Source organism: Mycobacterium sp. NGS34, assembly GCF_059812845.1.
In genome coordinates this window covers 135418-155632 of sequence record NZ_JCALDM010000009.1, presented here as the reverse complement: position 1 = coordinate 155632, position 20215 = coordinate 135418, and the positions used below count along the sequence as shown (strand labels likewise).

General features: G+C 63.4%; 18 protein-coding genes and 1 pseudogene. 9 read left to right on the top strand and 10 right to left on the bottom strand.

Annotated features, from left to right (window positions below; all coding sequences use genetic code 11):
- Positions 1 to 19: 19 nt before the first annotated feature.
- From AC5Y7V_RS22090 to AC5Y7V_RS22055, 8 genes are all read right to left on the bottom strand, one after another.
- Positions 20 to 2479: a CaiB/BaiF CoA transferase family protein gene (locus AC5Y7V_RS22090; RefSeq protein ID WP_499882150.1), complete on the bottom strand. Its 2460-nt coding sequence runs from the start codon at positions 2477 to 2479 to the stop codon at positions 20 to 22.
- Between the two features lie 568 nt (positions 2480 to 3047).
- Positions 3048 to 4070: a DUF2889 domain-containing protein gene (locus AC5Y7V_RS22085; RefSeq protein ID WP_174813837.1), complete on the bottom strand. Its 1023-nt coding sequence runs from the start codon at positions 4068 to 4070 to the stop codon at positions 3048 to 3050.
- Between the two features lie 16 nt (positions 4071 to 4086).
- Positions 4087 to 5547: an aldehyde dehydrogenase family protein gene (locus AC5Y7V_RS22080; RefSeq protein WP_499882212.1), complete on the bottom strand. Its 1461-nt coding sequence runs from the start codon at positions 5545 to 5547 to the stop codon at positions 4087 to 4089.
- Positions 5548 to 5568: 21 nt separating this feature from the next.
- Positions 5569 to 6384: a mycofactocin-coupled SDR family oxidoreductase gene (locus AC5Y7V_RS22075; protein ID WP_499882149.1), complete on the bottom strand. Its 816-nt coding sequence runs from the start codon at positions 6382 to 6384 to the stop codon at positions 5569 to 5571.
- 15 nt (positions 6385 to 6399) lie between these two features.
- A complete protein-coding gene (locus tag AC5Y7V_RS22070) occupies positions 6400 to 6612 on the bottom strand; it encodes a hypothetical protein (protein ID WP_499882148.1) in 213 nt (70 codons plus the stop codon).
- Complete coding sequence (locus AC5Y7V_RS22065) at positions 6605 to 7057, bottom strand: Zn-ribbon domain-containing OB-fold protein (RefSeq protein WP_499882147.1); 453 nt, start codon at positions 7055 to 7057, stop codon at positions 6605 to 6607. The genes AC5Y7V_RS22070 and AC5Y7V_RS22065 overlap by 8 nt, the downstream gene beginning before the upstream one ends.
- Entirely contained in the window at positions 7054 to 8253 is a 1200-nt protein-coding gene (locus AC5Y7V_RS22060) for a thiolase C-terminal domain-containing protein (RefSeq protein ID WP_499882146.1), read from the bottom strand. The genes AC5Y7V_RS22065 and AC5Y7V_RS22060 overlap by 4 nt, the downstream gene beginning before the upstream one ends.
- A gap of 4 nt (positions 8254 to 8257) precedes the next feature.
- Positions 8258 to 9397: an amidohydrolase family protein gene (locus tag AC5Y7V_RS22055; protein ID WP_499882145.1), complete on the bottom strand. Its 1140-nt coding sequence runs from the start codon at positions 9395 to 9397 to the stop codon at positions 8258 to 8260.
- A 200-nt stretch (positions 9398 to 9597) separates the two neighbouring features.
- Here AC5Y7V_RS22055 and AC5Y7V_RS22050 point away from each other — a divergent pair, with 200 nt between their 5' ends.
- The 4 genes from AC5Y7V_RS22050 (at position 9598) to AC5Y7V_RS22035 (ending at position 12348) form a co-directional block, all read left to right on the top strand.
- Positions 9598 to 9894, top strand: coding sequence for a CoA transferase (locus AC5Y7V_RS22050; protein ID WP_499882144.1), 297 nt, complete (start codon positions 9598 to 9600; stop codon positions 9892 to 9894).
- A 6-nt stretch (positions 9895 to 9900) separates the two neighbouring features.
- Positions 9901 to 10503 (top strand): TetR/AcrR family transcriptional regulator, encoded by a 603-nt coding sequence (locus AC5Y7V_RS22045; RefSeq protein WP_499882143.1) that lies wholly within the window; start codon positions 9901 to 9903, stop codon positions 10501 to 10503.
- 265 nt (positions 10504 to 10768) lie between these two features.
- The gene (locus tag AC5Y7V_RS22040) at positions 10769 to 11596 is read left to right on the top strand and encodes an SDR family NAD(P)-dependent oxidoreductase (protein ID WP_499882142.1); all 828 of its coding nucleotides are present in this window, start codon (positions 10769 to 10771) and stop codon (positions 11594 to 11596) included.
- Positions 11596 to 12348 (top strand): SDR family oxidoreductase, encoded by a 753-nt coding sequence (locus AC5Y7V_RS22035; RefSeq protein WP_499882141.1) that lies wholly within the window; start codon positions 11596 to 11598, stop codon positions 12346 to 12348. The genes AC5Y7V_RS22040 and AC5Y7V_RS22035 overlap by 1 nt, the downstream gene beginning before the upstream one ends.
- A 52-nt stretch (positions 12349 to 12400) precedes the next feature.
- On the opposite strand, the gene AC5Y7V_RS22030 is transcribed toward AC5Y7V_RS22035, so the two are convergent.
- On the bottom strand, positions 12401 to 13273 hold the full coding sequence (locus tag AC5Y7V_RS22030) for an SDR family oxidoreductase (RefSeq protein WP_499882140.1): 873 nt from the start codon (positions 13271 to 13273) through the stop codon (positions 12401 to 12403).
- 45 nt (positions 13274 to 13318) lie between these two features.
- Positions 13319 to 13708 (bottom strand): flavin reductase family protein, encoded by a 390-nt coding sequence (locus tag AC5Y7V_RS22025; protein WP_499882211.1) that lies wholly within the window; start codon positions 13706 to 13708, stop codon positions 13319 to 13321.
- A 402-nt stretch (positions 13709 to 14110) separates the two neighbouring features.
- On the opposite strand from AC5Y7V_RS22025, the gene AC5Y7V_RS22020 reads away from it, so the two are divergent.
- The 5 genes and pseudogenes from AC5Y7V_RS22020 to AC5Y7V_RS22000 form a co-directional block, all read left to right on the top strand.
- Positions 14111 to 15298: an amidohydrolase family protein gene (locus AC5Y7V_RS22020; protein WP_499882139.1), complete on the top strand. Its 1188-nt coding sequence runs from the start codon at positions 14111 to 14113 to the stop codon at positions 15296 to 15298.
- Between the two features lie 58 nt (positions 15299 to 15356).
- Complete coding sequence (locus AC5Y7V_RS22015) at positions 15357 to 16607, top strand: acyl-CoA dehydrogenase family protein (RefSeq protein ID WP_499882138.1); 1251 nt, start codon at positions 15357 to 15359, stop codon at positions 16605 to 16607.
- 129 nt (positions 16608 to 16736) lie between these two features.
- Entirely contained in the window at positions 16737 to 17879 is a 1143-nt protein-coding gene (locus AC5Y7V_RS22010) for a thiolase family protein (RefSeq protein WP_068052715.1), read from the top strand.
- A 14-nt stretch (positions 17880 to 17893) separates the two neighbouring features.
- On the top strand, positions 17894 to 18682 hold the full coding sequence (locus tag AC5Y7V_RS22005; RefSeq protein ID WP_102420101.1) for a crotonase/enoyl-CoA hydratase family protein: 789 nt from the start codon (positions 17894 to 17896) through the stop codon (positions 18680 to 18682).
- A gap of 272 nt (positions 18683 to 18954) precedes the next feature.
- A pseudogene (locus tag AC5Y7V_RS22000) lies at positions 18955 to 20193 on the top strand (ISNCY family transposase); the annotation flags it as partial.
- Positions 20194 to 20215: the final 22 nt, after the last annotated feature.

Here is a 20215-nt window from a genome sequence, read left to right as displayed (position 1 = left end):
AGCAAGCCCGTCGACACCTTTAACCGCATGCGATGATGCCTCGTGACCGCAGATCAGCGATCTGGTTGTCGTCGATGCCGATCTCGCTCAGAATTGCGGCCGTGTGCTGACCCACGGTGCAGCCTCCGCTGGCCTTTGTCAACGACCGGGAGAACCGGTAAAGCGGTGCCAGCCGAAGATGTTTGTCGAAGATGGGACTGTCAGCTTCCACCGAGTACCCAGCATCGCGGCACGTGTCGCTTTGCAGGACGATGCCCGAATTGCGGTCGGCGACTTCGACGCATCCGACGTCCTGTGCGGTCAGCTCGTACTCCCACTCGAGTTTGGTCTTCGTCAGGAAGACCTGTTCCAAGACGCGTGCCAAGACATCGTCGTTGCGTGCCCGTGATGCGGTATCGACGAAGCGCTCGTCGCCCAGCAGGTCGACGTAGGCCTGCATAGCCTTCGCGAAAGGTTCCCATTCTCGCGCCAGGGGAGCGGCGAGAAACACCCAACCGTCGGCGGCGCGGTACAGCCGGTAGAGGGCCGTGAGGCCGAGGAACTCCGCGTCGGCTGTCGGCACCGGCGGCTGGTCGCGATAGCTGACGTTCGACCAGATGAGGGCGTTCTGAACCGTGCCCAGCATGGTGGTTTCGGTGTGGTGCATATCGATGCCGCGCCGCTTCGCGTAAAGGCACACGAGCAACGCGGAGGCGACACCCAGCGCGGCGATACCGTCGGCCTGCACCGCAGAAATCGTTCCGCCGGAGAACAGCGTGGCGGCCGTGCGGTGCAGGTCATCCAAGTCGGTCGGCGGGTGCATTGCGTCGCCGCTGTCGAGAACGGCCAGACCGGACGCCGCGGCGATGGACGGTGCGTACGCGGGTCGATGTCCGAATGGCCCATCGAGGCCGTAGCCGGAGGTGCTCAGGACTACCAAATCGGGGTTTATCGCCTTGAGCGTAGCTTCGTCGATCTTGGCTCGTTCAGCTGCTTGCCCGCGGAAGCACTGAACGACGATGTCGCAACGCTTTACCAGCTCGTATATCAGGCTGAGCCCCTCTGGTTTGGTGAAGTCGACCGCGCAGCTTTCCTTGCCTTGCAGCACCTTTGCACCACCAGCCTCCGGGAACGGAAGCATGTTTCGGATGTTGTCGCCGTCGAGCGGTTCGACTTTGATTACCCGCGCACCGAGGTCGGTGAGCAGCGTGGCGCCGTAGGGCCCGGCGAACATCGAACCGAATTCGAGGATCGTCGTCCCATGTAGAGGAAGTCCCGCAGCGACCTCACCGGCCGCAGGGAGGTTGGGCGGCTCCCGGCGCAACCCCCACACCGACGCATTGTGCTGTCCTACGCCCGGAGCTGGATGCAACGCCGTGAGTGGCTGGCCATCGGAGTGGATCAACGTCGACGGCTGGTGCACCGGGCCAAGCTCGGGGTCGTCCACAGTCACAGCTCGGCCTTGATGAAGAGTCTGGGGATGGTTCAGTGACTCGCTGGGTGTGCGGAAAATCTCGGCACTTAGATTTTCGTTTGCATCGAATGCCTGCTGCCATTCCGCGAGAGTGCGCGCCCTGACCCGCTCGATCATCAGGTCCCAGAATTCCGTGCGCAGTTCTTGCGTGGGTAGCGTGGGAAAACCCTCCCATTTTGGGTTCGCAAGTTCGGTCAACAAGTCGAGCTCTGTTAGCCAGGCATGCATCAATCGCGGCGATACCTGGGCGAACTGCAACCAGCGACCGTCTTTGGTGGGGGCCGCCAAGACCGAATACACCAGGGGGATCAGCGGGCGGCTCTGTTCGTCGTACACCGCGCCCGCTGGTTCGAAGGCGCCCGGATACCGGTCGAGCACTAATTCGTGGAACCAGTTCCAGGTATCGTTCGCCCCCACGCCCGTTACGAGATTGGATTCGACGACTTGACCGCGACCGCTCGAATCCCGCTCGATCAATGCTGCCAGGATTCCTTGCACGGCGGCGTGGGCCGCGCCCCAAGACGCATAGGGGGCCGAGACGTAGGCAGGCCCGCTTCGTGGGGTGACGCCACGCTTCTCGTGCATGATGCCGATCTTGGCCAGGACCAACGCTTCCCAGCCCTTGTAGTTTCGCCACGGGCCTTTCGACCCCCACCCGGTAATCGACGCGTGCACAAGTCTGGGGCAGCGCTGTGTCACCAATTCGGGCGTGAGTCCGAGGCGGCTCCCGTCCGCCGGCCGCGCGGTCGTCACGAGCACATCGGCGTTTTCTAGCAGCTGCCAGAGTCGTTGACGGTCGTCAGGTTCGTGGACATCGAGGGTGACCGAACGTCTGCCGCGTAGCAGCGCGGGCCATCCCGGGAGCTGTCGGAGGGAGCTGCCGTCGGGCGGTTCAACCAGGATCACGTTGGCGCCGCAATCGGCGAGGAACTGCGAGGTGTATGCGCCCGCCAGGGTGGTGGACATATCGACAACCAGCAAATCAGCGAGGGGCGGCCGGCCCGGTGCCGGAGTTACTGCTGCCATAAACGCTCCTCATGGGGAAAGACGCATGGTGTGACGTGTGTAACGCCAGGATGACACCCGAAACGGTTAAATGTCAAAACATTTGATGAACTGTCAAGACATTACTAGCGAGCCTCTCCGGCGCCCGAGGCAGCGCCATCGACCCAACCCAGATGCGCGGCGAGGGTGCGCACGTCGAAGACATCGCTGTCGGGGACCTGTTGGCGGACCGTCTTCGACTTATCTTGTGGTGCAACCACTATCGGGCACGAGGACGCCTGGCGACAATCTAATGGATCAGTGGCTGCTCGGTGAGTTCGGCGACGACCCGAACCGCTACACGGACGCCAAGTCTCGCAGAAACTACACCGGCACTTCACCATTGGACGTCGGGTGTGACCGGGAATCTCCATGTGTCAGTAGTGCTTGTCGTACAACCCTCCCGCCAGACGTGCCCGGATCGCCGGTGCCTCCAGTGGTTGGGCCGGGAGGAAGGCTCACGCCGCTTGTGTGAGCCGTTCGCTGCCGATGACGTCGGAGACGTCGAAATTCAAGGTAGGGGCATTGATGGTCCATTCGCCGGTTGTTCTCAGGGGGTGCTCAGCAGCGGGATCAGCGCCGCGGTATCGGCGACGCTGCGCAGCAGATCGTTCAGGTGCGTGCACGTCGACGTGCCGGCCAGCTCCTGGCGGACCCGGAAGTGCAGCTCGTCCAGCCTCATTCCGGTGATGCGAGTTGCGCTCGCAACGGCGCCTGGACATTCCTGCCAAGGCAGAACTCTGGGTATCGCCTGCGAGTGCAGTATGACCCCCGTGTCTGCATCTACCGATGCATCGAGCGTGTATTCGTGGATGATGGTCTCGGTGCTGTCGGCGCGGACATAGCTGTCGCGAAACATCGCACTGATCGACACCTTTGAACTATCCGAGCAGGGTTGAACGTCAAGTCGGCGCCGTCGTCGCATGCCGTGAACAGGCAGCGGGGCCATGGCGTGCCAGGCGAGTGGATCGGCCGGGTCCTCGAGCGCAGGGGCCGGCGGGCCGGTCACGACGGCGGGGTCACCGCCCTCGAACGAGGTCATCAGCAGACCGCCGGTGACGAAGCCGGCGCACCGGTCGGCGATCGGCAGATAACCTGACTTCGCTGCGACTCCGAGCACTCCCGACGCCGACAGCGCATGACCGGAGATGAGTGTGGCGACGGGGACATCATCGAGCAACGTATAGCGCAAGTCGCGGCGTCGCCGCAGATCGGGCGCGGCCTTGTCAACCGCAGCGCGAAAGCCGCTCATCGCCGGCGCCCCACTGAGATTCATGTTGGCAACGATCGGTTCGACCTCGAGGTGCTGAACGACCCGAGCGAAAGTCTCGACCGTCGCTTCCAGGCGGGCGTGGCCCACCTCCGTCGTGGTGCCGTCGCACGCCGTCTTGACGTCGCGTGCTCGGCCCGACAAGTAGACCGGATCTATGGAGCCGGTTTTGCGCGTCATATCGATGGAGCTGGTTCGCCGCACTGAGCCAGGCAGTAGTCGCGGCGTCCCTTGGGTCGGCTCGTGAATTCCATGCAACGGGTGCAGGCCGAAACGTGGCGTGCCTAAGTCGTCTCCGCTCATACTTGGGCTAGTTAAGTTAGGCGATACTCACGCTCTTGGTCCACAGGAACTCGTCCAGCCCTTGCCGACCGCCTTCCTTGCCCATACCGCTGATGCCGATACCCCCGAAGGGTCGGTGCACCCCCAGGTTAATGGCGCCGTTGATCAGGACTTCTCCAGTCTCGAGCGCTTCAACGACACGGTGGGCGCGTTTGAGATTGTTCGTGAACAGGCACCCGGACAGCCCGTAGGGGGTGCTGTTCGCGATCTCGATGGCTTCGTCTTCGGTGTCGAACTGCATGATCGACAGCACCGGTCCGAAGACCTCTTTTTGCGCCAGTTCGGAATTGGGGTCGACGTCTGCGAACACCGTGGGCTGCAGGAAGTATCCGTCCGCGAGGTCACCGCCGATGCGCTCACCGCCCGTGATCAATCGTGCGCCGTCCTGTTTGGCGCGGTCGATCATGCCCACGATCCGCTCCAGTGCTGCTTCATTCACGACAGGACCGCTCAGGGTGTCCAGATCGAACGGGTCACCCACTTTGATCATCGACGCGATCGCCGAGACTCGCGCGATGACGTCGTCATAGAGCGGTCTTGCCACGATCATTCGGGTCGGAAGGGCGCAGCCCTGGCCGCTCATCAAGCCCACCGACATCATCGTTCCGTAGCCGCAGGCGAGGTCAAGATCAGCGTCCTCGAAGATGATGTTGCCGGATTTGCCGCCGAGCTCCATGACCGCCGGCTTGATCTGCTCGGCACAGGTCGAGAGGATCTTGCGCGCCGTATCCGGGCCGCCGGTAAAGGTGACTTTTTTGACGAGCGGATGGGCGACCAGCCTCGCCCCGGCTTCAGCGGATCCGGGAACCACGTTGATGACGCCGGCGGGAATACCGGCCTCTGCAGCGAGATCGGCGTACAGATTGGCGCTGAAAGGGGTGAGCTCGGACGGCTTGATCACCACGGTGTTGCCCGCGGCAAGTGCCGCAGGCACTTTCATCGCCAAGGAGATGAGGGGGCCGTTCCAGGTGATGATCACGCCGATCACCCCGTAAGGCTGACTGAGTGTATAGCTGAACTCACCGTGGGTTCGGAACGAGGACGCGATGTCACTGCTGATCTTGTCGGCCCAACCCGCGTAGTAACGCGTCCACTCGACCGACATCGCGACGAGCCCGCCCACCAACCCCGACGGCGTGCCGTTGTCAAAGGTACCGAGGCGGGTGAAGTCGTCGGTGTTTTGCTCGATCAGGTCTGCAAAGCGCATCAGAATACGCCTGCGCTCGGCCGGATTGGTCTGCCGCCAACCAAGAAACGCGCCGTGGGCGGCCTCGACAGCCTCGTCGATCTCGGCGGCGCCTGCCATGGGGATCTCGGCGTCGGGTGTCCCATCGCACGGGTTGATGTGTTGGTGGGTGCCTCCAGAGGCGGTATACCGTTTGTCGCCGCCGATCCTCAGCGAGACTTCCGGGCGCTGCGTTGCAAGTGTCGACGTAATCATTGGCTCTCCCGTTGTGTGTTATCGAACCGCGAAGCCGGCGTCGAGGGGCCAAGCGGTGCCTGTGATGAATTTGGCCGCGTCGGAAACCAGCCATGCGACAGCTTCCGCGATGTCCTCCGGTTGCAGGATCTGTATCGGAAGGACGTTCTGCATGGCTGCCAGCGCCGCGTCGTTGCCTTCGAATAGCTTGGCCATCGTCTCGTTCATCACCATGCCGGTCGCCACCCCAGTTGGGTGGATGGTGTTGACCCGGATCGAATGCGGGCCAAGATGATTAGCCCACACCTGCATCAAACCTACGAGACCGCGTTTGGCGGCGGCGTAGGCCTGGCCACCGGCACGGTCGGTGCCGGTAGCCTTCAAACCAGCGCTCGAACTGGTGATCACGATCGACCCGCCGCGGCCGCCGTCGATCAGAGCGGGGATGGCCGCCTCGACGGTGTTCCACACACCGACCAAGTTCACGTCGATGATGTCCCGGAAGATCTCGCGTCGCTTCGAGCCTTCACTGAGTCGCACGATTCCGGCGTTGGCCACCACGATGTCCAGGCGGCCGAATTCGGCGACACCTTCGCGGACAACAGCGTTGACGGCGTCGGCGTCGCGAACGTCGGCTTGGCGGGCCACAATTCGTCGGCCACGATCCTCCACGAGCTTGACCGTCTCTTCGAGGTCGGCGGGGGTCGCGTTGGGATAGTCCATCGAGTCGATGTCGGCACATATGTCCAGGCCGACGATGTCGGTGCCTTCACTAGCCAGGCGGACGGCGTGCGCGCGACCTTGCCCTCGAGCTGCGCCGGTGATGAAAGCGACTCTGCCTTCGAGGTTTCCCATGAATTGTCTCTCCTGTCAGTCCGACGGGCTGCCGGTGTGGATGCGTGCCAATCTCAAACCCTCTTGGGAGTCGTCGACCTCGACGCTCCAGTTGCCGCACGAGCACCAGGCTCGGAAGTGTCCGTTCTCGGGCAGGATCGCCTGCCCGTCACAGTCACCGCCGGTGTTGGCGATACTGGCGAAAAATTCGAGCGGTTTCTCGTGCAGGGCGTTCTCGTCGTCAGCCATCACTGGCTCCGGTGTACGGCCGGAAAATTGGAAGCATCCAGCCATCGGCAATGGGCGAAAAGTCCACGCGCAGCGCCATTCCGATCGTCACGTCGGTCGGCGCGATGTCGACGACGTTGCTCACCAGTCGCGCACCCGGTGCGTCGGGCAGGTCGATGACCGCTGGTACCAACGTCAATTCGGGCATGCCGGGAATGCCGTGCACGACCGCGAAGCTGTAGACGGTCGCATCGCCACTCAGTTGAACCCAGTTGACGGACGTGGACTGGCATCCCGGGCAGAACGGTGTGGGTGGCAGCCGGAAGGTTCCGCAGTCGGCGCACTGCGGCGCGACAAGCCGCCCTGCTTTGGCTGCTTGCCAGAACGGTTCGGTGTGTTTGTTGACCGCGATCCGGACGTGCTCGCCGGGAAGGGTTGTCGCCAGCGTGGCGGGGGGCGCGCTCATGCGGCGCGCCCCAGGATCAGCCCGCTGACCGGCAGACTGGCCGGCCCCCCGGTGATCAACGCGAGTTCGGCGTCGGTCACCTGGTTGATGGCGGTGCCGCGCATCTGCTCGACTCCTTCCATGATCTGGGTCATGCCGACGATGTAGGCCTCCGATAGTTGACCGCCGTGCGGGTTGAGCGGGATCGAGCCGCCGTCATAGCGAATCGCCCCGCTCTCCACGAACTCGCCACCCTCACCCTTCTCGCAGAATCCGTAGTCCTCGAGTTGCATCAGCACCATCGGGGTGAAGTGGTCGTAGAGCAGCGCCACATCGATGTCGTCGGCGGTGATCCCGGCTTGGCGGTAGAGCCGCTCGGCGATCGGCTTGTTACCCGAGGAAGCGAAGTACTCGTCGGGCATACCCATCCACGCGAACGCGCGACCCCACTCCTTGACTCCACCATGGGCGGCGGCGACCACCGGGACCGGTGGCTGGCGCAGATCGCGGGCACGGTCGGCGCTCGTCGTGATCACCGCGACGGCACCGTCAGTCTCCTGACAGAAGTCGTAGAGGCACAACGGTTCTGCGATCATCCGCGCGTTGAAATAGTCGTCGAGCGTCAGTGGCTCCCGGTGAATCGCCTTGGGCCGGTTCAGCGCATTGGCCCGCGTCGAGATCGCGATCTCGGCGAAAGCCTCGCGCCGCGTGCCGTACAGATGCATATGCCGACGCGCCAACACCGACATCAGCTGACCCGGACCGAACAGCCCCGACGGCTGCAGGAACGAGTTGATCGCGTCGGGCTCCATCGCCGAGAACACCGCTCCCAGACGCTGTTTGGACTGCTGCAACGCCATCACAGTGACGACCACGGAAGCATCGCCGGCGACAATCGCCGCACGCGCCAGCCCGATCGCCCCGGCCGAACCACCGCCGCCCGAGGTCAGCGCCGCGGTGAACCGGACCTCCGGTATGCCGAGAGTTTCCACGAAATCGCCGGTGTCCATCTTCTCGGCGTACCCGGCACTGGCACCTGAGTAATAGGCGAAACCGTCGATGTCGCGCACCGACAATCCGGCGTCGGCGCACGCGGCGAGGATCGCCTCACCGGCGAGTTCGGTGACGGTCTTCGGCAACGACCCGCCCCGCTTGTAGTAGGGCGTCGCACCGATTCCGACGATGGCGACGTCACGCAGGCCGTCCGAATTGCCCACCAGCTCAGATGCTTTCGGCTGGTACGGGCGGGACGTCGGGGAACAGCTCGAAGAACGCGCCCTGGGTGATGCGCAGCCGTGTCTCGTCGCTGATCCCGTCGAACAGCGTCTTAAGCGTGTCCTGGGTGTGGCCGAACGTGCCCTCCATGTGCGGATAGTCGCTACCGAACATCACGTTGCGATATCCCATGTGGTCGAAGGCCGCCACCGCGGTCTCGTCGTGCTGGAACGACGCGTAAACCTGGCTGTAGAGGATCTCCTTCGGGCTGCGGCTCAGCTTGGGCCGCACCGCCATATGATGCTGGCGATACCCCTCCAGCAGCCGGTCACCCAAAAACGGAACCCACGTCGCGCCGCCCTCAGAGATCAACACCTTCAAGTTCGGATGCCGGTCCAGTGCACCGCAAGCCACCAGCTTCATGGTGGCCCGCTGCCCGGAGAACGTCGTCTCGGCGTAGTTCATGATGGCCCCACCCGGGCCGCGATATACCTGACCCGCGCCGCCGGTCACACTGTTGCCGGCCTCCACGGGCACCGGATCGGTGCCGATATGGAACGCGAGCACCATCCCGGCCTCCTCCGCAGCCGCCCACAAGGGCTCCCAGTCGTCGCGGTGCCAGTCCGGGGCACTCGGGTGCGGCGACGTCGGCAGGAACACCGCCTTGAACCCCTTGCCGGCCGCCCACTGCAGTTCCTCCACCGCATCGTTGACCACGAGCGTGGAGACCTGCGCGGTGACCACATAGCGCGGTGACACCGCACAGATCTCCGCAAGCGCCCACTCGTTGCTCGCGCGCATGCACGCCTTCAGTAGCTCCGGCGTCCGGAACGATGAGGCCCACATACCCAGCGACGGAAAGATCACCTCACCCCACACGCCCTCCTGATCCAAGTCGCCGAGCCGCGCCCGGGCATCTCGCACACCCTGGGGCCTCGAGGCCAACTCAACGAAGGCCACCATCGCCGACGACGGCAACTTCCGCCGAAAGATCTGACCGTCGACGTAAACCGTCTCGTACTCACCGTCGGGATCCTTCTCCGAACGCGGACACAACTCGGCCAACCGCTTCGGCAGCCGGGATTGCCACAGATCGTCGGGTTCCAGAAAGTGTGAATCACCAGAATTCGTCCAGATCTTGGTCATGCCTGCCTCCAACCGGGTACTGGCTTTGAAAAAGCATTTTTCACTAGGCTAGGAGGCTGGGTACCACATGTCAACGGCGATTCCACCGATCGATGGATTGAATCCCCAGCTCGGGCAAGTTAGTGTGCGACACAAGCCACATGCGTTGTGCAGAATGCGATGCAGGGTTGAAAAACGACATTTCAAAGGAGTCGCGTCAAATGCCCTCTCCCTCCGACGCCCTTGCCGCCCCCGAACCGACGACAACGCTGGCTGGCATCCGCGTCGTCGACCTGTCCACCACGCCGCCCGGCGCGTTCTGCACGCAGTTCCTGGCGGACCGCGGGGCAGAGGTTTTGACGCTCGAGGCGCCCCCGCGGTTTTCGTCGCGGGTCGGGCCGGGTCGGTCGGAGATCAGGGCGCCCGGCGGATGTCTGGCCGGGCAGACACTGCCTCGGTACTGCGGGAGTTCGGCTACGATGACGCGACCATCGCGAAATGGCAGGACGCCGGTGTAATCCATTGTGGCTGAGACTCGGACGATCAATCGCTCATCGGAGCGACAGCACATCATCGACGCTGCCTACCGGTGCTTGGATCGCGGTGGCGAGTCGCTGACTTCCATCACCGAGATACTCGATGAAGCCGGTCTCGGCACGCGGGCCTTCTACCGGAACTTCAGCACCAAACACGATCTTCTGTTGGAGATGTTTCGGAGGGATCGCAAGGCGGTGCAGGAGCAACTGCGCGAGGTAGTGGCGCGCGCGGAAACCCCGGTGGAGGCCCTGCGGTCGTGGATGACGCACATGTTCGAGCTGGTGTCGAATCCGCGCAAGCGCAAGAGGGTGGCGATTTTCTACTCCGAGGAACTGCGGCGCACTCCAGGTTATGCGCGCGAACTCGAAATCGGGATGGCGGCCGATCAGGCATCGATCGCCGCCATACTTCACCGAGGCAAAGCAGAAGGAATCTTCACCGCGTGCAGTCCGGAGGTGGATGCTCGGTCGATTCGGGCGGCTTTCGAGGCCGCACTTCTCGACCGGTTTCACCAGAAGTCGACGACAGACGTCACCGACGAGGTCGACTATCTGCTGGGTTTCGTGCTGCGCGGTCTGGGCGCCGCTTAGTCTTTCAGCAAGGAAGCGAGCTTTGTGCCGATCGTCTGAACATGTCTCAGCGCCCACTCTTTCGGCATCCCACCCAGCGACGCCCAGAAGAACACGGTCTCGGTAGTGTCGCTCGCCTGAGAGTTCGTTGTCGCTACGCACCAGCCTAAGCTAGAATCTACTGATATATAGAAAGTATGGTCACGACCGATCTCTCCGATGCGTGTCTCGCGATACCGATCGCCCAGCGTTCACGCACGGTGCCAGCAAAGGACGGTGTCAGCACATGGGCTCGAGTGAATCATTGAGGGGCAAAGTCGCCGTCATCACCGGCGGCGCCAGCGGGATCGGTGTGGCTACGGCACGAAGTCTGGCGGATCGGGGTTGCAAGCTCGTGCTGGCCGACATCGAACAGGCGGCTTTGAACTCAGCTGCAGCGGAACTGCCTGCCGGCACCGAGGTGTTGCCAGTCCGTACTGACGTCTCCAAGCGTGCGGACGTCGAGAGCCTTGCAGCGCGCACAAGTCAGCACTTCGGCCCCGTCGACATCTTGTTCCTCAACGCCGGCGTGGGAGCCACGGGGCCGCTGGTCGACGCAACGCACGAGGACTGGGAGTGGATGATCGGCGTCAATCTCTGGGGTCCCATTCATGGTGTCGAGGTGTTTCTCCCATCGATCGTGCGGGCCGCCCGGAGTGCGCACATCATCTTCACGGCATCGTTCGCGGGCCTCGTCGCCAATGCAGGACTGGGTCCCTACTCGGTCACCAAGTACGGTGTTGTGGCGCTCGCCGAGACGCTGCATCGTGAACTGCGCGAATCGCTGGTAAAGGTCAGCGTGCTCTGCCCGATGAAGGTCGGGACGAACATCGAGCACTCGCATCGCAATCGCCCGGCTCACCTCGGCGGTCCGAATGCCGCCTCCGATGTTGACTTCGACGACCCTGGATTTGCGGGCCGCATCGTGTCGCCCCACGACGCCGCGAAGATCGTCGTCGACGCAATCGGTTCCAACGAGCTGTACTTGTTCACTCACCAGGAGTGCCGCGAGCCGATCGCGCGCCGATTCCGAAAGATCGACGCCGCGTTCGAGACGTCCCCGAGTCGAGCGTGATGGCCGACGGCACGCATGCGCGTTCTGCCCTCATCACCGGCGCCTCTCGCGGGATCGGATTGGCTATCGCACGGCGCCTGGCCGAGCGGAACATGGCGCTTACCATCACCGCTCGCAACGAAGAAGCCCTGGTGGCGGTGCGCGACGAACTCCGCGAATTAGGCGCGCCTGCAGTACTTTCCGTCGCCGCGGACATCGCTGATCCGGATGCCCCGGTCGGTCTGATCCGGCGGCACCGTGACGAATACGGCGACATGTCGGCATTGATACTCAATGCCGGCGTCGGTACGGCAGGGTTGATCGCCGACTACCCGCTGAAGCGACTCGACAAGACCATGGCGGTCAACTTCCGGAACCCCTTCGTCCTGATCCAGGAAGCCTTGCCGATGCTCCGCGCGGCGGTCGCTCGGCATTCGTCTGAGGGGGCCAAGATCATCGTGCTTTCCTCGATCACCGCCATCTACGCCGAGGCCCAACTGGCTGCGTACGGCGCCTCGAAGGCCGCGATTGCCTCGCTGGTGGACACGCTGAACGCCGAAGAGTCGGGCACCGGCATATCTGCTACCGCGATCGCGCCTGCCTACGTCGACACCGACATGTCGGAGTGGGTACGTGGCCGCATCGCGCCCGAGGAAATGATCCCGGCCGAAGACGTGGCGACCTTGGTCGAGTTCCTGCTGAGGATGTCGGCGCGCTCGGTCATCGGTCGGGTCGTGATAGCGCGGGCAGGCACCGACGGCTACGAGGCGTAACGCCCGAGAGGGCCGCCGCGTCGGACCCGTGGTGGCCCTCTCGGGCGTCCAGCTAGAGCGCGTCGACGTCGAAGGTGGCCAGCTTGGCGGCTGAGACGTCAGTGATCTCGTCCCACTTCGCCGCAACATCGTCGATGCTCGGCGCCGCCCCGGAGAAGGTCACGCCGTCGGTCTGGAACAACACGGCGCGCTGCACCTTGCCGCCGCCAACGATGAATACCGAAGCGCTGTCGGAGTTCTCCTCCGTCATCAGGTAGCCCACCACGGGCGCGACATACTCGGGCGTCAAGCGCTCGAAGATCTCCGGTGTCATGATGTCCTGCGTCATGCGCGTCGCGGCGATGGGCGCCACCGCGTTGGCCATGATGTCGTATTTTGCGCCCTCCTGCGCAAGCGTATTGATCAGTCCGACAAGTCCGAGTTTGGCCGCGCCGTAGTTGGCCTGGCCGAAGTTGCCGAACAGCCCGCTGGTCGAGGTGGCGACGACGACGCGGCCGAAGTGCTGCCCGCGAAAGTGCGGCCACGCGGCGCGGATGACGTTGTACCCGCCGTAGAGATGCACCTTCTGCACCGCGTCCCAGTTCTCGAACGTCATCTTGTGGAAAGTGCCGTCACGCAGAATGCCCGCGTTGCTGACGACGCCGTCGATCTTGCCGAATTCATCGAGCGCGGTCTTGATGATGTTTTCGGCACCCGCTGGCTCGGCCACGCTGTCGTAGTTGGCCACTGCGCGGCCGCCGGCGTCCAGGATCTCCTTGACCACATCGTCGGCCATGTTCTGCCCGGCGCCCGTGCCGTCGCGCGCCCCGCCGAGATCATTGACCACCACGCTGGCACCCTCTCGCGCAAGCGTCAATGCATACTCGCGTCCCAAGCCGCCCCCGGCTCCGGTGACGACGATGACCCGGTCCTGCACTCCTGACATGAATGTTCCTTCCTGCTGATGCCGAACGGCGGATTTGATGGTGGTTCACACTTCGACGACGGCCAGCGCATGGCACCGGCTGCGATAGAAAACGACTGGTTGTACATCGGCATGTCGAGTGATGTCGGTGATTTGCAATATGACGATGCTGTGATCCCCGGCTTCGACGACCTGGAAAAGGCCGGCCTCGATCCACACACTGCATCCGCCAAGGAAAACGGCGCCACTCGGAGAGGAGACGGCCGTGACGCCGGAAAAGCGGTTGCCGGTCTTCGCTGACAGCGACGGGACGGCGCCGCTGTGACCGTAGCTCAGCACGCTGATGCCAAGGTGGCCGCACGTGTGAAGGCGAGGCCAGGTCGACGAACTGTTCTGCACGCACACCGAAACCAAGGGTGGGGCAAGCGATACGGGCACAAACGTACTGAGAGCCATTCCGCACGGAGCGGAATCGACCATGGCGCCGACGAACACGATTCCCGTGGGATGACAGGCGAATACGTCTCGCAGCAGTGTGTGGTCGAACGACGGAGCAGTCACGGCAGCCTTCGGCAATATTCGGTACGGCAACAGAATCTAGCACAGGGTAGAATAGTGAGGCTGGCGTGTTCGGTCGTGATGGGTCGCTTACCGGGCTCCGGCAGCCGCTCGAATGCATGCGGCGGCAGTAGGCCGCGACCCACGGCCAAGGACCCTGAAGCGAGGCTGCTCGGCCGGGATCGACGGCAGCGTCGGATGCTTGTTGCGCTTGGTCTTCTCAAAATGCTACTTTCGACTAGATAGTAGAAAGTCGTCTGGCTGCTGCAGTTGGCCTTGCCTGAAGAGGAGGTTGCTCAATTGAGCGCCCCAGTGGTCCCGATCATCGATACCGATACACATCTGAGCGAACCGCCCGATCTGTGGACATCGCGGCTGCCCTCGAAGTGGAGCGAGCTTGCTCCCAAGGTGGTCTTCGACGAGCGTCGGGGGGAAGATATCTGGATCATCGGAGGGCGCCGACTGTCCGGGGTGTCCGGCTATGCGATGGCGGGGTGGCATGAGTATCCGCCCAAGCACCCGCCGTCCGCGGAGACGGCGGACCCCGCCGCGTTCGATGCCAAAGAGCGGGTGAAGCGGATGGACTCACTCAAGATCGCTGCCGAGATCCCATACCCCAACCTGCTGGCGTTTTCCATGGACGCCTTCATGGGTTACAACGAGCCCGAACTCGTCTTGGATTGCATCCGCGCCTACAACGACTTCCTGACCGAGTTCGCTTCCATTGCTCCGGAGCGGTTCGTTTGCCTTACGACGCTGCCCTTCTGGGACCTGGACGAGGCGGTCAAGGAGATGAACCGGTGCCACGACAATGGGCACCGCGGAATCAACTTCATAGCCAAGCCCTACAAGTTGGGCCTGCCGCGCCTGCGGGAAGACCACTGGGCCCCGATCCTGAAGGCGGCCGAGGAACGTCAGCTCTCCGTTAACTTCCATGTCGGATACCAGTCTCAGACCGAAGAGGACTGGGTTCGCATGATCAAGGACGTGCAGGGCCCGGCCGACTACGCGCAGGAGACCACGATGTCCTTGATGGGACTGTGCGAGAACGTGTCCGAGCTGTTGCTGTCCGGAGTGTGTCACAAATACCCCGGCCTGAACTTTGTCAATGTCGAAAGCGGCTTCGGGTGGATCCCCTATCTGGTCGAGAGTGCCGACTGGAACTGGAAGAACTCCGGTGCTGCGAAGGCTTATCCGGACCGCGAACTTCCCAGCCACTACTTCCGCAACCAGATCTACACCACTTACTGGTTCGAACGCGAAACCGTGCGCTACATGGGGGCGGCGTACGCCGACAACCTGATGTTCGAGACGGACTTCCCCCATCCGACGAGCCTGTCTCCCGGGCCGGCCTCGACCGCGATGTCTCCGCGGGAAGTGGTCGACGAGACGCTCAACGAATTACCCATGGACGCGTGCCGCAAGATCTTCTACGAAAATGCCGCCCGCCTGTATCACATCGACGTAGAAGCCTGTCTTCAGAATTAGCGACTTGCCTCGGTCTGGTCCGAAATGGGCCAGACCGAGGTTCCAAGGGAGTGATTAGGTGGCCGTCGCAACAAATCACGACATCGAGCCCGCCGCTCCGGGCGCCAAGGAGGTGTGTGACGCGCTATTCGCCTTCATCGACAGAGAAGTCGCGAAAATTCAGCAACCCATCGAGGCGGCTCTGCATGATCCGCGACTGTACTGGCGCGAGGACGGGCGCATCGCCGACGAGGTAGTTCAGGCCCGTAGGGCTGCACGGATGGCTTCGGCCGAGGCCGGCTTCTACACGATGTTCTGCCCTACCGAACTCGGCGGCGGCGGGCTGAGTGCCGAACTGTACTTCGAAGTATTCGAGGCTCTCTGTCACCGGTATGGCTCACCCCAGACGCAGCTGGCCTTCCAGGTCCTCGCACACGCGAGCACAGGTCCGACGGCGTTGTGGACCTACGCATCCGACGCTCTTAAGGCTGATCTGGTGCCCAAGCTCCTGCGCGGCGAGGTACAGGGATCATTTGCGATGTCGGAGCCCGACGCAGGCTCCGACGCCTGGATGATGACCACCACCGCTGTCCGTGACGGAGGCCACTGGGTGCTCAACGGCACCAAGCAATGGGCCTCGTGGGCGCCGACCGCTGACTTCTTGATCACGTTCGCCATCACCGACCGCGAGCGCTTTGCGGCGCGAAAGGGAGGGTTGACGGGCTTCTACGTGCCCACCGATGTTCCGGGATACGACCTGTACTCGATCGTCAAGGTGTTCGACGAAATCGGCGGCGAAGAAGCAATTCTCACCTTCAACGACGTCCGTATCCCGGATGAGTACAGGCTCGGTGAAGTTGGCGAGGGCTTCCGTGTCGCGATGGAGGGCTCTGGCCTGCTGAAGATGACGAAGCTCGCGCGGCTGATCGGTTTGGGCCGGTGGGCGAACGATAAGGCGGTCGACTATGCGAAGGTACGCAAGACATTCGGCAAGACCCTGAGTGAGCATCAGTCGATCCAAAACATGCTTGCCGACAACTGCATTGACATTTACACCTCGCGTTTGGCGTCGCTCGACGTGGCGCGCAAGCACGACGCCGGGGATCAGGCACGATTTGAGTCCGCGATGAGCCACGCGCTCGTCGCCGAGGCGATGTACCGCGTGTACGACCGGTCAATGCAGATCCTGGGCGGGATCGGCCTGAGCAACGAAGCGGCGATGATCCATGGCTGGCACACGACACGCGTGTCGAGAATCAGCGAGGGTCCGCCAGAAGTTCAGCGGCGCACCATCGCCAAGTATCTCCTGTCGGGCGCCTATAAGTTCTGACTCCCTGTCACGTCGAGTTGCCAGTGCTCTCGGGCACTGGCCTCACTCAAAGCAACTGTGACGCAATGGCGTTCGCAGAAACATCGAATCGGCGCGTCCTCAACGCAAAGCAAGAAGGGAACACATTCCATGGTCGACGCATACATCGTAGAGGCTGTTCGATCGCCCGTCGGTAAGCGCAACGGCGGGCTGGCCGACGTCCACCCCGCGGAGCTATCCGCCCAAGTACTCGCCGCGCTGGTGGACCGAGCCGGCGTCGATCCCGCCGTCGTCGACGACGTGATCTGGGGTTGTGTTGGCCAGATCGGCGAACAGTCCAGTGACATCGCACGCACCGCGGCGCTGACTGCCGGATGGCCGGACACGGTCACCGGCGTGACGGTCGATCGGCAATGCGGATCGAGTCAGCAGAGTTTGCACTTCGCCGCCGCCGGCGTGATCGCCGGGCAGTACGACGTCGTGGTCGCCGGGGGAGTGGAGTCGATGTCCCAGGTGACCATCGGTTCTGCGGCCGAATTCGGCGCCGGCCCTTTCCCCGAGCGGTTTCAAGCACGCTACGGAATCCCAAATCAAGGTGTGGGAGCGGAGCTGGTCGCCGAGCGTTGGGGACTGAGCCGAACACAACTCGACGAGTTCTCCGCCCAATCCCACCAGAAGGCCGCGGCCGCACAGGATTCGCACGTTTTCGATGACCAGATTGTGCCCATTCGACGCGCCGACGGTTCCGTCGTGACAGCCGATGAAGGTATTCGGCGCGGAACTTCGGTAGAAACGCTCGCTGGTCTCAAGCCGGCCTTCAAGGAGGACGGCGTCATTCACGCGGGCAACGCCTCACAAATCTCGGATGGCTCGGCGGCGCTGCTGATCATGTCGGGGGAGAAGGCCCGGGAGCTCGGCTGCACGCCGATCGCTCGCGTGCACACCGCCGTGCTCGCGGGCGCCGATCCGGTCCTGATGCTCACCGCACCTATTCCTGCCACCCAGAAGGCGCTGCGCAAGTCTGGACTTAACGTCGGCGACATCGGGGTGTTCGAGATCAACGAGGCGTTTGCACCGGTGCCGATGGCATGGCAGCTCGAGATCGGCGCGGACGAGAAGCTGTTGAACCCGAACGGCGGCGCGATCGCGCTCGGCCATCCCCTCGGGGGCTCAGGTGCCCGACTGCTGACGACCATGATCCATCACATGAGGGCGAACAACATCAGGTATGGGCTGCAATCGATGTGCGAAGGTGGCGGGCAGGCCAACGCGACCATCGTGGAGCTGGTGTGACAACGTCGGAGGCCGTGACCACGAATGCGGCACTCATCCGGAGGTCCGGACGGGTCCTCGTCATCACCATCAACAGACCCGACGCCCGCAATGCGGTGAACCAAGCGGTTAGTACGGCCGTCGGTGATGCGCTCGAGGCGGCGCAGCAGGATCCGACAGTCTGGGCGGTCGTGGTGACCGGTGCCGGTGACAAGTCGTTCTGCGCAGGGGCCGACCTCAAGGCGTTGTCGCGCGGCGAGAGCGTGTTGCATCCGGACCATCCAGAATGGGGGTTCGCCGGACTCGTCCATCACTTCATCGACAAGCCGGTCATCGCCGCCGTCAACGGGTCAGCGCTCGGCGGCGGCACAGAGCTGGCGCTTGCGAGCGACCTGGTCGTGGCGGAGGAGCGGGCCGTATTCGGCCTGCCGGAGGTGAAGCGCGGTTTGATTGCCGGTGCGGGTGGCGTCTTCCGTATCGTCGAGCAGCTGCCGCGCAAGGTCGCACTCGAACTGCTGTATACGGGCAACCCGATTTCGGCTGCCGAGGCGGCACGTTGGGGATTGGTGAACAGGGTCGTGCCCGACGGCACGGTGGTGGAGTATGCGCTGCAGCTCGCCGAGCAGATCGCCGTGAATGCACCGCTATCCGTACAGGCGAGCAAGCGCGTGGCCTACGGAGCCGATGACCGCATCATCGAAGCCGAGGAACCAAAGTGGGCGAGAGTCGCACGGGAGGGCGAGGCACTACTTGCCAGCGAGGACGCGAAGGAGGGGCCGCGCGCGTTCGCCGAGAAGCGTGCACCCGTATGGGAAGCACGCTAAGCGATGAGGATCCGCGCTGATGTCGCGCATGTCATGGTGCGCGCGATCGACGTGGCCGGCATTGTCCTCGCCGATGTCTGCCGCTACACCGTTATGAGGGATCGGAAGTCTCCCGATCGGCAGGTCCGCGCCTTCTTCGCCGCGCTTCGGCACCGTGCTGTTTTAGAACTAGCTACTAAGACCTGAAAAAGTCGGCGCGTTGATCCGACGTCGCATCCTGCTGAGCAGGGAAGATGGCCTCGAACCCTTGGGAAGAAGGGATCGAGGCCATCGTGTTCAGAACTGTAAATGATCAGCCGACGTTGTGGGATGCGATATTGCCGCCGGAGCTGCTTGTGTTGCCCGCCGAGTTGGCCCGGGTGGATGCGCTGCTTGATGATGCGGTGTTCTTTGCGCCGTTCGCGGCGTATTTCGATGCTCGGATCGGTCGCCCGTCGATCCCGATGGAGACCTATCTGCGGTTGATGTTTTTGAAGTTCCGCTACCGGCTGGGCTATGAGCCGCTGTGTCGTGAAGTGGCCGATTCGATTTCCTGGCAGCGTTTTTGCCGCATCCCGTTGGGCATGCGGGTGCCGCATCCGACCACGTTAATGAAGATCACCAGTCGGTGCGGGGAGGCTGCGGTGGCCGGGCTCAACGAGGCGCTTTTGCTCAAGGCGGGGGCCGGCAAGCTGTTGCGCACCGATCGGGTGCGCGCTGACACGACGGTGGTGTGCGCTGATGTTGGGTATCCGACCGATTCGGGTCTGCTGGCTAAAGGTATTGGCGCCATAACGCGTACGGTGACGCGGATCAAAGCCGCTGGCGGGGCTACTCGCACCCGGGTGCGTGATCGGCGACGTTCGGCGGGTCGGCGCGCACGCTCTATTGCCTCCAAGCTGCGGCTGCGTGGCGCCCAGCAGGGCGATGACGCCCAGAACGCAGTGCGCCGCATTACCGGGGAACTGGCTGACATCGCTGAAGCTGCGATCCGCGAGACTGACGTGGTGCTGCGTAATGCTCGCCGCGCCCTGCGCAGCGCCACGGGGATGCGCAGAGGCCAACTGGCTCAGGCGATCAACCACCTAGCCACGGTAGTGGGCCGCACCCGACAGGTGATGACCCAGACCCGCAGTCGGCTGGCCGGGGTGATGCCCGAATCAGCGCACCGGGTGGTCAGCCTGCATGATGCCGACGCGCGACCCATCCGCAAGGGACGGCTGGGCAAGCCGGTGGAGTTCGGTTACAAAGCTCAAATCGTCGACAACGCCGACGGCGTCATCCTCGACCACACCGTCGAAATCGGAAACCCTGCCGACGCACCGCAATTGGCGCCGGCGATCGAGCGGATCACCCGCCGCGTTGGCCGCCCACCACGAGCGGTGACCGCTGACCGCGGCTACGGCTATGCCTCAGTCGAACATGACCTCCACGAACTTGGCGTACGCAACGTCGCGATCCCACGTGCAGCCAAACCCGGCGCGGCCCGCCGCGAGTTTGAGCACCGGCGCGCCTTCCGCGACAAGATCAAATGGCGAACCGGATCCGAAGGAC